Source organism: Eleftheria terrae, from assembly GCF_030419005.1.
Lineage (GTDB): Bacteria > Pseudomonadota > Gammaproteobacteria > Burkholderiales > Burkholderiaceae_C > Caldimonas > Caldimonas terrae.
Genome location: NZ_CP106951.1, coordinates 715,629 through 731,102, shown reverse-complemented (window position 1 = coordinate 731,102; position 15,474 = coordinate 715,629). Strand labels below are relative to the sequence as shown.

The 15,474-nt window shown below is 70.2% G+C and carries 10 protein-coding genes; 4 read left to right on the top strand and 6 right to left on the bottom strand.

Annotated features, from left to right (window positions below; all coding sequences use genetic code 11):
• Positions 1-29 precede the first annotated feature (29 nt).
• Both N7L95_RS03430 and N7L95_RS03425 read left to right on the top strand, forming a co-directional pair.
• Positions 30-2,132, top strand: coding sequence for a condensation domain-containing protein (locus N7L95_RS03430; RefSeq protein ID WP_301258415.1), 2,103 nt, complete (start codon positions 30-32; stop codon positions 2,130-2,132).
• Positions 2,133-2,464: 332 nt separating this feature from the next.
• Positions 2,465-4,351, top strand: a complete 1,887-nt coding sequence (locus N7L95_RS03425; protein WP_363324871.1) for an SDR family oxidoreductase — start codon at positions 2,465-2,467, stop codon at positions 4,349-4,351.
• Positions 4,352-4,544: 193 nt separating this feature from the next.
• On the opposite strand, the gene N7L95_RS03420 is transcribed toward N7L95_RS03425, so the two are convergent.
• Together N7L95_RS03420 and N7L95_RS03415 are read right to left on the bottom strand one after the other, a co-directional pair.
• Complete coding sequence (locus N7L95_RS03420) at positions 4,545-5,294, bottom strand: helix-turn-helix transcriptional regulator (protein WP_301258414.1); 750 nt, start codon at positions 5,292-5,294, stop codon at positions 4,545-4,547.
• Between the two features lie 778 nt (positions 5,295-6,072).
• Entirely contained in the window at positions 6,073-7,506 is a 1,434-nt protein-coding gene (locus N7L95_RS03415) for a phytase (protein ID WP_301258413.1), read from the bottom strand.
• A gap of 222 nt (positions 7,507-7,728) precedes the next feature.
• Between N7L95_RS03415 and N7L95_RS03410 the strand changes: the two genes are divergently transcribed.
• Positions 7,729-9,018, top strand: coding sequence for a DUF445 domain-containing protein (locus N7L95_RS03410; protein WP_301258412.1), 1,290 nt, complete (start codon positions 7,729-7,731; stop codon positions 9,016-9,018).
• A gap of 307 nt (positions 9,019-9,325) precedes the next feature.
• Here the strand turns inward: N7L95_RS03410 and bcaP are convergent, their stop codons facing one another.
• Complete coding sequence (gene bcaP / locus N7L95_RS03405) at positions 9,326-10,765, bottom strand: branched-chain amino acid transporter BcaP (RefSeq protein ID WP_301258411.1); 1,440 nt, start codon at positions 10,763-10,765, stop codon at positions 9,326-9,328.
• Between the two features lie 83 nt (positions 10,766-10,848).
• Entirely contained in the window at positions 10,849-11,538 is a 690-nt protein-coding gene (locus tag N7L95_RS03400) for a Rossmann-fold NAD(P)-binding domain-containing protein (RefSeq protein ID WP_301258410.1), read from the bottom strand.
• A gap of 183 nt (positions 11,539-11,721) precedes the next feature.
• Between N7L95_RS03400 and N7L95_RS03395 the strand changes: the two genes are divergently transcribed.
• The gene (locus tag N7L95_RS03395; RefSeq protein WP_301258409.1) at positions 11,722-12,438 is read left to right on the top strand and encodes a Crp/Fnr family transcriptional regulator; all 717 of its coding nucleotides are present in this window, start codon (positions 11,722-11,724) and stop codon (positions 12,436-12,438) included.
• Positions 12,439-12,445: 7 nt separating this feature from the next.
• On the opposite strand, the gene N7L95_RS03390 is transcribed toward N7L95_RS03395, so the two are convergent.
• Positions 12,446-14,503 carry an ATP-binding protein gene (locus tag N7L95_RS03390; protein ID WP_301258408.1) on the bottom strand — a complete coding sequence of 686 codons (2,058 nt, stop codon included), beginning with the start codon at positions 14,501-14,503 and terminating at the stop codon, positions 12,446-12,448.
• Between the two features lie 10 nt (positions 14,504-14,513).
• Positions 14,514-15,269: a winged helix-turn-helix domain-containing protein gene (locus N7L95_RS03385; RefSeq protein WP_301258407.1), complete on the bottom strand. Its 756-nt coding sequence runs from the start codon at positions 15,267-15,269 to the stop codon at positions 14,514-14,516.
• Between the last annotated feature and the right edge of the window lie 205 nt (positions 15,270-15,474).

Here is a 15,474-nt window from a genome sequence, read left to right as displayed (position 1 = left end):
CCCCGCCCGGCCGCCCCGCAGGACGCCCCATGACGCAGAACATCGACACTCTCTACCACCTGACCCCGCTGCAGCACGGCATGCTGTTCCACTCGCTGCGCGAACCGGGCTCGGGCGTCTATGTGGAGCATTTCTCCTGCCGCCTGCAGGGGCCGCTGGACGTGGCCCGCTTCCGCGCGGCCTGGCAGGGCGTGGTGCAGCGGCACGACAGCCTGAAGACGCTGTTCCTGCGGCTGCAGGAGGAAAAGCCGGTGCAGGTGGTGCGTCGCGAGGTGCCCCTGCCTTTCACCGAGCTGGACTGGCGCGATCTCCCCGCCGCCGAGCAGGACCGGCGCTTCGCGCAGCTGCTGCACGACGACCGCCAGCGCGGCTTCGACCCGGCGGTGGCGCCGCTGATGCGGCTCTACCTGATCGCGCTGGGGCAGGGCGGCTGGCGCTTCCTGTGGAGCTTCCACCACGCCATCCTCGATGGCTGGTCCACCCCGGTGGTGCTGCAGGAGGTGTTCCGGCTCTACGGCGGCGGCCCGGCGCTGCCGCCGCCGCAGCGGCGCTTCCGCGACCATGTGGCCTGGTTGCGCGGCCGCGACCGCGGCGACTCGCTGTCCTTCTGGAAGGCCCGGCTGAAAGGCTGGCGGCGGCCGCTGGCCTTCTCACCGGCGCTGCTGGCGCCCGAGTCGGCCCCGGCCGCCGGTCCCCGCCCGGTGCTGCGCCTGCGCACGGCCCTGCCGGCGGCCTGGAATGACGCGGCCACGCGCTGCTGCCGCGAGGCGCAGGTGACCCTCAACACCTTGTGCCAGGGGGCCTGGGCCTTGCTGCTCGGCCTGCTGGCCGACCGCGACGAGGTGGTGCACGGCCTGGTGTTCTCCGGCCGCTTTGCCGAGCTGCCGGGGGCCGACCGGTTGGTCGGCCTGTGCCTCAACACGGTTCCCCTGCGCGCGGCCTTGCCCGCCGGGCAGGGCCTGCACGAGTGGCTGCGCGCGCTGCAGGCCGACACCGTGCAGACCGAGCGGCATGCCGACTGCCCGCTGACCGAGATCGCCAGCTGCGCCGAACTGCCGCCCGGCCAGCCCCTGTTCGACGCCATCTACGTGTTCGAGAACTACCCCGGCCATGCCGCCTTCCAGGCGCTTGCCGGCGCCCACGGCCTGCAGGCCAGCGAAGCCTGCGCGCAGGAACAGACCCATTACGGCCTGGCCCTGGTGGTGCAGCCAGGAGAGGCCTTGCACTGCGAGCTGATCTGCGATGCCACGCGCACGCCGCCGGCGAGCGCCGAGGCGGTGCTGCACCATTACCTGCACCTGCTGCAGTGCATGGTGGACGGCGGCGACAGGCGGCTCGACCAGCTGGGCCTGGACGCCGCGCCGGCTTTCTTCGGCCCGCCCGCGCCGCAAGCCGCCACGGCGGTGTCCTTCCTGTCGCGTTTGCAGTCCCACCCCGGCGACGCCGGCTGCTGGGCCGATGCATCGCAGGCCCTGAGCTACAGCCGCCTGCGGCGCTGGCTGCAGCAGGCTTGCCGGCAGTGGCAACTCGCCGGCGTCCGCCCAGGCCAACGGGTGCTGCTGGTGGCGGACGACGAGCTGCAGTTGCTGGTGCTGCTGCTGTCCGGCATGGCCTGCGGAGTCGACTGCCTGGTGCCCGGCACCGACCTGCCCACGCTCCTCGGCGCCGGCATTCGCGCCTGGGGGGAATGCGGCCCCAGGCCACCGCCGGCTTCGGGCCACTGCCAGACGGCTGGCCCGGCCATCGCTTCGCGCCACTGGCCGATGACGACGACGCGCCCGTCGACCCCGACCCGGCCCGCGGGCCACCCGGTGCCTGCAGCCGGCTCTGTCGCGGCGGGCAGGGGGACTGGCAGTTCCTGCGCTACGGCGAAGGCCAGCTGCTGCAGGCGGCCGACAGCTTCCTGGCTGCCTGCCCGGTGGGCACGGCCCGGGCGGTGGCGCTCACCGGCCCGCTGGCGGAGGGCGCGCACCTCTGGCTGGCCCTGGCGGCCCTGGCTGCCGGGCTGGAAGTGCGCAGGCTGGCGCAGACCGGACCCTGGGGCCCCGGCAACGACCTGGCGCGCCCACTGGTGGCGCCCGGCGCACGCTGGCACAGCGTCGCTTTCGATGCGGCCCAAACCCGCCAGTTGAGCCGTCAGCCGCACTTGCCGGCGCTCGCCGCGGACCACTGGCTGCTCGACGCCGCCGGCCTGACCCCTGGCTTGCAGGGCCGCCTGGCGGCGCTGCCTGCCGGCAGCCGGGCCGTCAGCGAATGGCACTGGCCGGGGGCATCGCTCCCCCATGCCCGGCAAGTCGCCGGCACCGGCCTCGCCCACCCCGTGCCCGGCGGCAGCCTGCAGGTGCTCGATCGGCACCTGCACCCGGCCGGCACCGGCGCCCGCGGCTGCCTGGCCGCCGGAGGCCCCAGCGTGCCCGCCACCCTGCGGCTCAACGGCACGCCCTGGCACGCCGCCCATCTCGCCATGCGCGATGGCACGCTGCTGCTGGCGCCCGTGCACGGCTGGATGGCCCCGGACGGCTGCCATGCCGACTGGCCTGATGCCCATGCCGGCCTCGACACCCCGAGCCCGGCACGGGCCCACCTGCCAGCCGAGCTTCGGGCAGCCTGCCCGGGCCTGCGCGACGTGGCGGTGGTCGAGCGGCTCGACGGGCGGCGCGAATGGCGCTGCAGCGTGTTCTACACCTTGACCGAAGACGCCGATGTCGGCGTCGGCACCAGCGAGCGGCTGCGTGCCACCTGCGAGCAACTCGGCCTGGCAGACGCCGAGCTGATCGAGGTGGTGCCGCCGCTGCCTTCTGCCGCCGCCTTGGTCGAAGGGGACTGGCGGCCGGCCGTGCGCAGCGCCGCCACCGCGCCGCGCACGGCCACCGAGGCCACGCTGCACGGCATCTGGTGCCGCCTGCTCAAGCAGGATCGCATCTCGGTACAGGACAACTTCTTCGACCTGGGCGGACAGTCGCTGCTCGCGTCGGTGATGCTGTTCCAGGTGGAGGAGGCCCTTGGCACCGCGCTCGATCTCGAGACGCTGCTGGCCGCGCCCACCATCGCGGGCCTGGCCCAGGCCATCGAGCTCGGCGGCGAGGCCGCCGGCCCCGCCATGCCCGACCTGGCCACCGAGGCGGTCCTGCCGGCCGATATCCGCCCGCCCGGTCCTGTGCGCCCCACCCAGCCGCGCACGGTCTTCCTGACCGGTGCGACCGGCTTCCTCGGCGTGCACCTGCTGGCCGAACTGCTGCGCCACACCGAGGCCCGCGTGATCTGCCTGGTGCGGGCCCGCGACGCCCACAGCGGCTTGCAGCGGCTAACCGCCGCCTTGCAGTCGCACGACCTCTGGGAGCCAGAAGCTGCCGCCCGCATCGTGGCCCTGCCGGGCGAACTGGGCGAGCCGCGGCTCGGGCTCACCGCCGAGCGCTTCGCCCAGCTGGCGGAGGAGATCGACCTGATCTACCACAACGGGGCCGCCGTCAACTTCCTCTTGCCGTATGCGAAGCTCAAGCCGGTCAATGTGCTGGCCACCGAGGACATCCTGCGGTTGGCCTGCCAGGGGCGGGCAAAGCCGGTGCATTACGTCTCGACCGTGGGCGTGCTCGACCGCGCCCGGCCACGCCTGCCGGAGCAGCTGCAGGTGGAGCTGCATCCGCGGTTGCTGGGTGGCTACGAGCAAAGCAAATGGGTGGCCGAGCAACTGCTCTGCAGCGCCGCGGCGCGCGGCCTGCCAGTCAGCATCTACCGGCCATCACGCGTGGTCGGCCACTCGCTCAGCGGTCGGATGAACCAGGACGACCTGTTCAGCCGCCTCCTCAAAGGGGTGGTGGATTTCGGCATCGCTCCCCGCCAGGCCGGCCACGACAACATGCTGCCGGTCGACCGGGTCGCCGCGGCCATCGTGGAAGCCTCCCTGCAGGGCGAGGTGGTCTGGGGCCGTGCGGTGCATGTGGTCAACCCTCGCTGGCACACGCTCGACGCCGTGCTCGACCAGCTGGAACGCCGCGGCCACCGGCTCGAGCGGATGGATTTCAACACCTGGCTGGCAGGCCTGTCGGCCCGGCTGAAGACAGCGCCGGAACATCCGCTGGCGATGGTGCTGCCCGTGCTGCGCAAGCTCAATCCGATGCAGGACCCCTCGATCGGCGAGCCAATGGCGATCGACCATGCCGGCCTGCTGGAGCTGGCCCCGCAAGCCCTGGCTGGCCTCGGCAGGATGGAGGACTGGCTGGACCGCTACCTGGACCATTTCGCGGCCACCGGCTACTTGGGGTACTCCACGGGAAGGGCTGACGCCGGGCCTGCGTCGGCGGGGCCTGAGGCCGGGGCGGCGGAAGTGATGAGCGTGCCTGCTCGCGCTTGACGCAGGGCTGCTGTGGCCGCGTTTGCGGCGGCGCATGCCGAATAACAGGGCGGTGCCGCGTCACCCACACGGCCCGGCCGCACGGCCTTGCTGCGCTGCCAGTATCACCGCGCCGCGCGCTCCCTCCGTCCCCGGCGGCTGATCAGCGACAGGCGCTGGCGAGTCCGCGAGAACGCCCGCAAGCGGCCGGCCCTTATATCAGTCTCAAGCGGCTCGCCACGGTGACCGCCTGCGCGCGATTGGAGACATTCAATTTCGTGTAGACGTTCTTCAAGTGAAACTTCACGGTGCGCTCAGACATCGAGAGTATCCGGCCAACTTCCCAGGACGTTTTTCCCTCGATCACCCACTTCAACACCTCTTTTTCCTTGGCCGTCAGGTTCACGCCCGACGGTTCATCCTGCCAGGTCGAATCCACCACCCGCAGCGTGAAGCTGGAATGCAGGTAAAAGGCAATGAAGCTGACCATCAGCAGGTGCCGCATGCGCAGCGTGCCGCGCGTGCATTCCAGCTGGAACAGGGTGGCGACATCACCGGTGTCGGAACTGAGCGACCGGACGCTGCCCGCCACCCCTTCGCCGCCCTTCATCTGGTTCCTCAACTCGGCGACACGGGGATCGAAATCCCCATCCATCGTGCCGGTGTCGCGCCAGAAAAATGCATTGTCGAGTGCCTCGCTCTTCTCGAAGCAAGCCAGGTAGCGGCTGATTCCGATCGGCGGGCCGATCCATGAGCGGCCGCGGCTGCCTTCCTCCCGCTCCGACGGCCGGCCGTTGCTGCGATAGATGATGCCGCGCGAGATCGATTTGCCGTCTCGCTCGTGCAGCAACACGCATTTTTTGAATGGAATGACTTCATTGACCTTCGCGGAGAACTGATCGAGCTGGTCGAGCAGATCCCCGGTCGGTTTGATCTCATTGACGATTTTGGAAAGTGTCTCCAACTCCCCCGTCGGAGTAGTTGATCCGTCCATAACTCCTCCCGTGAACATCTTTTACCGGGTTCGCAAATAACTGGACCCGCCGACTAGCCGAATTTCCTGCAGGAGAAAAGATTCGCCGAGCGAGCGGGGATGGTCCCAGCGGACCGTGCCATGCAAACAGCTGCGTTTTGGATAATGTCCAAGTAGTTCCTCCTTCCAGTCATCGTGGATCGGCTGCGCGGGTGCGCCAATGGCGCGCGGCGGGCGGGTGTCTGCCAGGAACCGGCCCGATGGTGGCCGGCACATCGCAGGTTGCGTGTGGCTCGGCCATCCGGAACAGCGCCACGTTGTCGAGGTGGACCTGAAAATCAGGATTCCCCGTGCAGGAGGACACCGGGTGTTGGGGTATGGCAAAGCTTCAAGCAAGTATCCTGACTACGGCCCAAAATAACATCACAACAAATGTTTCCGCAGTGCAGGTTACGCTTGGTGTAATTTTGTAGGCCACAAACTTGCTAGGTGCCTGTGTTGGTGCGGGATGCAGGGAATTGTTGCCTCATTGTCCTGCCTCGACGGGGTGGACAAGTCCTGGCAGCGCCGGGCAGTGAGCACAGACGCTGCCAGCATGGGTAAATTCTGTGAAGCACTCCCATTTGGCGTTGGAAGCGATTCACCTTCCTGTCCTAAGGGACAGGTGCAGACCGCCCGAAGTTCGGCCTGCGCCCGTCAGTTTGCCGTCAGGAAGGCCGCCACGGCGGCGGCCTTCCTTTGCGCGGGCTGGCCGCGCCAGTTGCCAGCGTCAGGGCCGGCGCGGGTTGTAGCCGGTGTCGACCGTCAGCGGGCCGCCCGGGAAGCGTGTGGCAATCGTGTCCCAGGGCACCAGCTTCAGGTTGGTGGCGGTTTCCGAGCCGTCGAACACATCGTTGTCATAGCCGTCCTGCGCGATGAACAGGCCGTGCTTGAAGCCGGGCAGCGCGACATTGCTGACATCCGAGCCATCGGACTCCTGCACGCCGTCGATGCCCTTGCCGGCCTGGGGCTCGACCCTGAAGCTGCCGAGCAGGCGGTTCTGCCCCTGCCGTTCGAAGACCACGAAGGTGTCGTCCAGCCCGGGGGTGGCCTGGGTCGGCGGCTCGCCATGGGCCTTGCCCTGGCTGGAGGCGAGCAGGTAGCCCTTGCCGCCCGCGGCGTAGTAGATCGTCAGGCCTTCGACGTCGCGCGCCACCCGGCTGTTCGGATCGAAGGCGCGTGTTTCGTAGAAGGGGCGGTCTTCAGCGACGCCGGTCTTGACGTTGATGCGCCAGATGCCGACGTCTTCCTGCGCTGCATAGAGGATGCCGGTCTGCTGGTCGACCACCATGCCTTCGAACTGCGGGCTGAAGTCGCGTGCAGGATCGTTCTCGTCTTCCTGCGTAAGGTCCTGGCCGCGGTGGGTGTACGGGAAGCGCCATTCGCGCACCAGGCGGGCGCTGATCTTCTTGTGGCCGTCGTCGACCAGCTCGTACTGCGCGATCACTGCCTCGTTGTTCTGGTTCACGAAGGCGTAGACCTTGCCGCTGGCCTTGTCGCGGTAGAGCGCCAGGCCGTAGGCGGTGTGCTTGCCGTCATTCGGGTTGGGCACGCTGCCATGCTCCCGGTCGTCCGGCGCCGGGCGGGTCGGGAAGAGCCGCGGCATGGTGGCGGAGGTGGCGTCGACCAGGGGCGGCTCCCCGTCGTCCAGGTCGTAGTCCTCGTCGATGCGCCAGACGCGCAGCTTGTCCTGGATGCGGTCGCTGGCCACCGCAATGTCCACATGCTTGCCGCCCAGCTTGAAGCGGTAGGCGACGTCCACGTTGTTGAAGCGGTTCAGCGGCTCGCCTTCGGCATCCAGCTGCGCCGCAATGGTCTGCACCGGCCGGCCCTTCAGGTCGTAGACGCGCAGCCCGCCTTTCTTGGCGGCAGCGACGATGAGCGAGTCTTCCGCATCGTCCTCGTCCGGGTGGACCCACACGGCAGGGTCGTCCATGTCAGCGCCCCCGGTCTCGCGCGGCGTCTCGTGGCTGGCCTGGATGGGGCCGACGGCAGCATGCTGCGCCTGCGCCTCGGCCGGCGCGCCGGGCCCGGCGTCCTGGGCGCTTTCCGCCGTGCCACCGCCGCCGCCGCAGGCGGCCAGCCAGGCTGCGAGCGTGCTGGCGGCCAGCAGCGGAAGGCGGCGCCGCCGGGCGGGGGGGGTGCTGGAATACTGCCGTTGCATTGAAGACTCCTTCGGTCAAGTGCGATGCCGGCGCCCGCCGGCCCTGCACGGGTGGTGGAGGCGTTGCCTGGTGCAGGCAACGGTGGGAAGGCCGGCGCCGGGACGGCTATCCTGGCGCCGGCTGTCATGCCGGGCGAGCCGGCGTGCCGCACCGGCCGGCCCCGCCAGGGTGACAGGCCAGGCAACGGTGATCTACGCAAAGGGATGGAGAAGGTAGAGCGAATGGATGTCAACGGTGTGAATGCCGGCGCTTCGGACGACAAGGCCAGCGGCCTGGCGCGCATGAAGCGCCTGGCGCTGGGCCTGCTGCTGCTGGCGGCCTTGCTGTACGGGCTGTCGACCGCGCTGCAGGGCCGGCATCCGGCCTGGAGCTATGTGGCTGCCTTCGCGGAGGCGGCGATGATTGGCGCCATCGCCGACTGGTTCGCGGTGGTAGCCTTGTTTCGCCGTCCAATGGGCCTGCCGATTCCTCACACGGCCATCGTGCCGGCGAACAAGGCGCGCATCGGCGCGAACCTGGCCAATTTCATCTGCAGCCATTTCCTCAGCACACCGCAGGTGCTGGAGAAGCTGCGCAACTTCGACGCCGCCGGCCGGCTGGCCGGCTGGCTGGCCGCCGAGGGCCATGCCGAGCAGGTGGGCGGCCACCTGAAGGCGGCCTTGCGCTACGGGCTGGATGCGCTGGACGATGAGCGCGTGGGGCATTTCCTGCGCAACAGCGTGCAGCAGCGGCTGAGCCGGGTGGACGTGGCGCGGTTGGCTGGCCGGCTGCTGGATGTGCTGACGACGCAGCGCCGGCACCAGGCGCTGCTGGACGAAGTGCTGCAACAGGTGGCTGCCCTGCTGGAGGAAGAAGGGGTGCGCGAGAAGATCGCCGCCGTCATTGCGCGCGAGGTCAAGTACCTGCGCTACCTGGGGCTGGACCAGCTGGCCGGGCAGGTGGCGACCGGCAAGATCGTCTCCGGCGTCGGCCGCATCATCGGCGAGATGGGGCAGGACCCGGCGCATCCGCTGCGGCTGCGCTTCGACGAATACATGGCCGGCTTCATCGAGCGGTTGAAGGAGGACCCGCAGTTCCGCCTGAAGGGTGAGCAGCTGCGCGAGGAGGTGCTGGCCCACCCGGCACTGGCCGACTACCTCCGAGGGCTGTGGCACGAGCTGCGCGCCTGGTTGCACGACGACCTGTCGCGCGAGGACTCGGGCATCGGCCGCCGCCTCACCGAGGCGGCGCGCACGCTCGGCGCCAAGCTGCAGGCAGACACCGCGATGCGCGAATGGATCAATGCGCAGGTCCTGGCGGCGGCGCCGCCGTCCATCGAGCGCTACCGCGAGGACATCCGGCGCTACATCGTGGCCCGTGTCGATGCCTGGAACACACAGGAGCTCACCCAGGAGCTCGAGCGCAACATCGGGCGCGACCTGCAGTTCGTGCGGATCAATGGCACGCTGGTGGGCGGCCTGATCGGCCTGTTGATCCACACCGTGACGCAGTGGCTGCCCTTCCTGAAATAGCACAGCCGGCCGGAGATCGGCCGGCGCAAGGAACACGGGTGGCAAACACTTCCCCTGTCTGAGCCCGACTGCTCGGGCCGGAGGGCCGTGCACAGTCGCCGAGCTGGCAGACTAACGGGGCCTGCCTTTCGGGCAAGTTACGGAATGAAGGCGCTGTCAGTGCCGGACGATGCGGCCACAGGCGGCCGCAAGCGGCAGCCCGGGCGCCACCCCGGGGACACGCGCCGCAGAGCGGGCCGGCGCGGGGCTGTTACGCCCCGCCGCAAGAGTCACTCCTCGTGCGGCAGGGCAAACGAGGCCGGCCGCCTCAGCGGGCGTCGCGGGCCGTGGCGGCTGCCGCGCCGCCAATGGCCGGTGCGGTGTGCAGCAGCGAGCGCCGCCGCGCATAGCCGAAGTAGACCACCAGGCCCAGCACCAGCCAGATGCCGAAGGCCTTCCAGGTGGCGGGCGTCAGGTGCGCCATCAGCATCACGCAGAAGGCGATGGCCAGCAGCGGCACCACCGGCACGCCGGGGCAACGGAAGGCACGCGGCAGGTCGGGCCGGGTCTTGCGCAGGATCAGCACCGCCACCGAGATCAGCGTGAAGGCCGCCAGCGTGCCGATGTTGATCAGCTCCGCCAGCACGCCCAGGGGCACGAAGGCGGCAATCAGCGAGAAGACGATGCCGACGGTCCAGGTGGCGAACACCGGTGTGCCATGGCGCTCGTTGACCTTGGACAGCCGGGCCGGCAGCAGGCCGTCGCGCGACATCGCGAACAGCACGCGGGTCTGGCCATAGGCCATCACCAGGATCACGGTGGTCATGCCGAGGATGGCACCCAGGTCCACGAAGCCGGCAACCCAGTTCTCGCCGGCATACTGCAGCGCCAGTGACACCGGGTGGTCAATGCCGGCGAACTTCTGGTAGGGCACGATGCCGGTCATGATGGCCGCCACCAGCACATACAACACGGCGCAGACGCCCAGCGAGCCGATGATGCCGATGGGCAGGTCGCGTTCAGGCCGCTTCACCTCCTCGGCGGCGGAGGTCACCGCGTCGAAGCCGATGAAGGCAAAGAACACCAGGGCCGCGGCGCTGAAGATGCCGCCGGTGCCGAACGGCATGAAAGGCTGCCAGTTGGCCGGCTTCACATGGCCGATGCCCACCACGATGAACAGCAGCACCACCGCGACCTTGATGGCCACCATGACGTTGTTGGCCCGCGCCGACTCGCGGATGCCCAGCGACAGCATGGCGGTCAGCACCAGCATGATCAGCAGGGCCGGCAGGTTGAGCCAGGTGCTGACGCCGGGCACCGAGCCGGGGGCGGCTGTCAGCACCACGGGCAGCTTGACCCCGAAGCCGGCGATCAGCGACTGGAAGTAGCCCGACCAGCCGACCGAGACGGCCGAGGTCGCCAGGCCGTATTCGAGCAACAGGTCCCAGCCGATCATCCATGCGACCAGTTCGCCCAGCGTGGCATAGCTGTAGGTGTAGATGGAGCCGGACACCGGGATGGTGGAGGCGAACTCGGCATAGCACAGCGCCGCGAAGCCGCAGGCCAGGGCGGCAATCAGGAAGGACACCGTGAGCGCCGGCCCGGCGGTCAGTGCGCCGGTGCCGGTGAGCACGAAGATGCCGGTACCGATGATGGCGCCGATGCCCATCAGCACCAGGTCCACCGGGCCCAGCACTTTCTTCAGGCCGCCCGGCGCCTGGCCGGTGGCGATCATGGCATCGATGCTTTTTGTTCTGAATAAGCTCACTTCGGGGTTCTCCTCGGTAGGAAGTCGAGGGGCCGCATTGTCGGCCCGTCGGCAGGGAAGGAGAAGCCCTGGGGACTTTGACTTCAGCCGAGCGTCATGAGCAGCAGGGCCTGCAAGGTGTAGTGGCGCGGCTCTGCCGACACCGGCGCGGTATCTTCCCCGGCCAGCGTGAGCCGCCACGGCACGTCGTCCGCGGGGTCGGGCGTGGCGTCGGCGTCGGCCGGGCCGTCGTGGCAGGGCTGCACCCCGGCCAGCGCGGCCAATGCGGCCAGGGCGGAGGCCGGGGGGCTGAGCGCGTCACCCCGGATGCGCAAGCGCAGGCCGTCGAGCGGCCGGCCTGCCAGGGCCCGGCGCTCCTGGAGCGCCAGCAGGACGGCCAGGGCAGCGCTCGGATGCGCGGCCGCCGCCAAGCCGTTGTAGACCGGCACGCCGGCATCGGCATCGATGTCGCGCAGCTCGGCCGCACTGGCCGGGCCGCAGTCGACCGCGTCGTAGAGCCGTCCCAGCAGCCGGGCGGTGTCCTGCGGGGGGCCGGCCGGCTTCAGGTGGGACACCCGGGCCCCCAGGGCCGCCGCGGCCTTGCCGAGCAGGATCGGTTCAGCCTGGCCGAGCACCGCCAGGTGCTTGCCGGCCAGCGGCGTGCCGCTGCCCGCGCGGCGACCGGCCTGCTGCAGGCGGTGCGCACCATCGAGCAGGCCCAGCACATCGGCCCGCGACAAGACGCCGCTGGGCCAGAGCTTGCGGTGATCGAGAACGGGGACGGGTACAACCATGGCTCGCAGCCTAGCGACGCCAGCGCCGGCCGCCTTGAGCCGCGTCAAGTCCGGCCACGGCGCCGCCGCCGTTTACAAGGCCGACACAATGGGTTGACCGAGTGTTACCGAACGCGCTTTGCGGTTGATAGAGCGTTTGCAGGCGCTGCCTACAGTCTCTCCATCGACGCAAGAGAGCCCGCCATGCAACACAGCACCGACAACAACCAGACCGTGAGCCAGCGCATTGCCCAGACCCTGCAGCTGCTGCAGGACAACCTCACGCTGCAGCGCCGCGTGGTGCGCGCCGGCGATCGCATCTACCAGAGCGGTGACTCGTTTGCCTGCCTGCATGTGCTGCATTCGGGCTTCATCAAGATGGTCAACCTGGCGGCCGATGGCCGCGAGCAGGTCGTCAGCCTGCATTTCAAGGGCGACTGGCTGGGTTTCGACGGCATCGCCAACGGCCGCTACGGCTGCGACGCGGTGGCCATGGACACCGGTGAGGTCTGGAGCATTCGCTACGACGAACTGCTGCAGGCCTGCACCCGGCAGCCGGCCCTGCTCGGCGTGCTGCACGAGGCGATGAGCCGCGAGATCGGCCGCGACCGCGATTCGATGATGTCGCTGTGCACCCTGCCGGCCGATGCCCGGGTGGCCGACTTCCTGCGCAACTGGGCCGAGGCCCTGGCCGCGCGGGGCCTGCGCACCGACCAGATCACGCTGCGCATGACCCGCGCCGAAATCGGCAACTACCTCGGCATGACGCTGGAAACCGTGAGCCGAGCGCTGTCGCGCCTGGCGCGTGGCGACATGATCCGCTTCAGCGAGAAGGGCCGGCGCGACATCGAGATTCCGCACGTCGGCGCCCTCAGCGCCTTTGTCCAGCGCAGCGCCGCGCCAGCGGCGGCCATGCACTGAGCACGGCTCAGGCGGACGCCAGCACCTTGCCGATGGCCCGCGCGAGCTCGGCGCGGGTGTAGGGCTTGCGCAGCAGCTCCCAGTCGGGGACGCTGTCCAGCAGGCCGCTGGAGAAGCCGCTCATCAGCAAGACCTTCAGCGCCGGCAGGCGCTCCCGGGCCAGCCGGGCCAGCTCGGTGCCGCGCATGCCGGCGCCCAGTGCAATGTCGGTCAGCAGCAGCTCGAAGCCCGCCTGCGGCTCCAGCAGCGCCAGGGCCTGCTCCGCGGTGACGCAGGTGGTGACCTTGCAGCGCAGGGTGGCCAGGAAGCGCTGCACCACCGCACGCACCTCGGCATCGTCTTCCACCAGAAGGACCTGCAGGCCTGCCGGGACCTCGTGGTCGGCGCCTTCTGCCTCGTCGGCCGGCTCGGCCTCGCGCACGCGGGGCAGGTAGAGCGTGACGGTGGTGCCGGCGCCGGGTGCGCTGTCGAGCGCCACCGCGCCGTGCGACTGCCGGGCGAAGCCGTACACCGTGCTCAGGCCCAGCCCGGTGCCGCGTCCGGCTTCCTTGGTGGTGAAGAAGGGCTCGAAGGCCCGCTCCCGCACCGCTTCGGGCATGCCGGTGCCGGTATCGCTGATGGCGATGGCGATGTAGCCGTCGGGCGCGGCCGGGCCGGCCTCGCGGTCCTCCTGCAAGGCCAGGGGCAGGGCCGGCAGGGTGCGGCAGCTGAAGCGCAGGGCGCCGCCTTCCGGCATGGCGTCCCGGGCGTTGATGGCAATGTTCAGCACCGCCGACTCGAGTTGTGACGGATCGGCCAGGCAACACGGGCCTTCGCGTGCCGCATCCAGGTGCAGCTCGATGCGCTGGTCGAGCGTGCGGCCCAGCATGTCGGTCAGCGAGTGCAGCATGTTGCCCACATCGACCGGCACCGGCTGCAGCACCTGGCGGCGCGAGAAGGTCAGCAGCTTGCCGGTGAGCTCGGCACCGCGCCGGGTGGCCCGACTGGCGGCGGCCACCAGTTGCGGCGCGAAGCTGTCACCGGCAACGGCCGGCAGGTCCTCCAGCACCTGCAAGTTGCCGGAGATCACGGTGAGCAGGTTGTTGAAGTCGTGCGCGATGCCGCCGGTCAGCTGCCCCACGCTGTCGAGCCGCTGGCTGTGGCTCAGCGCTTCCTCGCTCTGGGCCCGCTGCAGGCTGGTGGCCAGCAGGCTGGCCAGCGAATCGAGGAAGCGCAATTCGTCTTCGCCGAAGGACTGCGGCTGCGCGGCACGCACCGCCAGCGCGCCGACGATGCGGCCGCGGTCCGACAGGGGCACCGCCAGGCCGCTGGCCCGGCCTTCGGCCGGCCCGCTGCCCCAGGGTTCGAAATACTCGCGGCCCGGCTCGCCGTGCAAGGCCACGGCCGAGGCGTGCGCCAGCACGAAGCCGGGCAGGGTGCCCGGCTGGTTGGCGACGGACTGGCTCGCGCCACTGCCCGGCGGCAGGCCAACAGCGGCGGCGATGCGGAACTCCAGCCGCTCGGCATCCAGCAGGAAGACCATGGCGGTGTCGAGCTGCAAGGCATCGGCCGCCACGCGCGGTGCTTCCTCCACCAGCACCCGCGGGTCGCGGGCATCCACCGCCAAGCGGCCGAACTGGGCCACCTGTTCGCTGTAGCGCGCGCGCTGCAGCGCCTGGCGCACCCGCGGGTAGGCGCCGATGCCGCGGATGGCCGCCACCACATAGGGCAGGCCCTGGTCCTGCAACGGACTGAGGGCGATCTCGACCATCACCTCGCTGCCGTCACGTCGCTTGGCCACCAGGTCCATCTGCGTGCCCATCGGCCGGGTATGCGGGCTGCGGCCATAGGCCTCGCGGTAGGCCGCGTGGCGCGGGCGGATGCTGTCGGGCACCAGGGCATCGACCGGCTGGCCGACCAGCTCGGGCAATTCGTAGCCCAGCAGCGAGCCGGCGGCCGGGTTGGCCAGCAGGATGGTGCCGGCCGCATCGACCAGCAGCAGGGCGTCGGGGTAGGCGGCGAAGAGCGTGCGGTAGACGTCGCTTTCGTCCAGTCCGGGCGGCAGGGAGGGCAGGTGCTGGGGCATGAAGGCGGCGTCAGGCAGGGGTGACCGGCGGCACGAACAGGTAGCCGGCGCCGCGCACGGACTTGATCAACTGGGGGTGCTCGGGGTCGGTTTCCAGCTTCTTGCGCAGCCGGCCGACCTGGACATCGATGGTGCGGTCGAAGGGACCGGCCTCGCGGCCGCGCGTCTGCTCCAGCAGGAAGTCGCGGGTCAGCACGCGGCCCGGGCTGCGGGCAAACGCCAGCAGGAGGTCGAATTCGCCGGTGGTCAGTGCCACCTCGCGGCCGTCGGCGGCCAGCAGGCGGCGCGCATCCAGGTCGAGCTGCCAGCCGGCGAAGCAGAGCCGGCTGGCCGCCGGCACGGCCGGCGCGGCTGCGGCGGCCGGCGCCGTGGTGGCAGCCGCCGCGCCTGCGGCTGGCTCCATGCGGCGCAACACCGCCCGGATGCGGGCCAGCAGCTCGCGCAGGTCGAAGGGTTTGGTGACGTAGTCGTCGGCACCGATCTCCAGGCCCACCACCTTGTCCACCGCATCGCCGCGGCCGGTCACGATGACCAGGCCACAGCGCCAGTGCTCGCGCAGATGGCGGGCGATGGCAAAGCCGTCTTCGCCCGGCAGGCCGAGGTCCAGCAACACCAGCTGGGGCGGATCGGTGTTCATCAACTCCGTCAGCTCGCGCCCGGCATGCAGCTGGCTCACACGGAATCCCTGGCTTCCGAGATAGTTGGCCAGCAGCAGGGTGATGTCGACTTCGTCGTCGAGGATGGCCAGGTGGATGGGTGCGGTCACGCGCTGATGTTAACGGCGGGCGGGCGACGATGCTGGCCGGCGGGCTTGCGCACCGCCGCGCGGCGCCCGGCGCGCCGTTTGCTCGGAAGGCTGCGGCGCCGGCTGGCGCCGGCCGGTTGCTAGCAGTGGGCGAGTCGAAGTGTCTGTTGTCTTTGCATGTCGTGGATCCCGCGCCCCCGGTCGACCGGCCGGCCCGGTCTTGCGC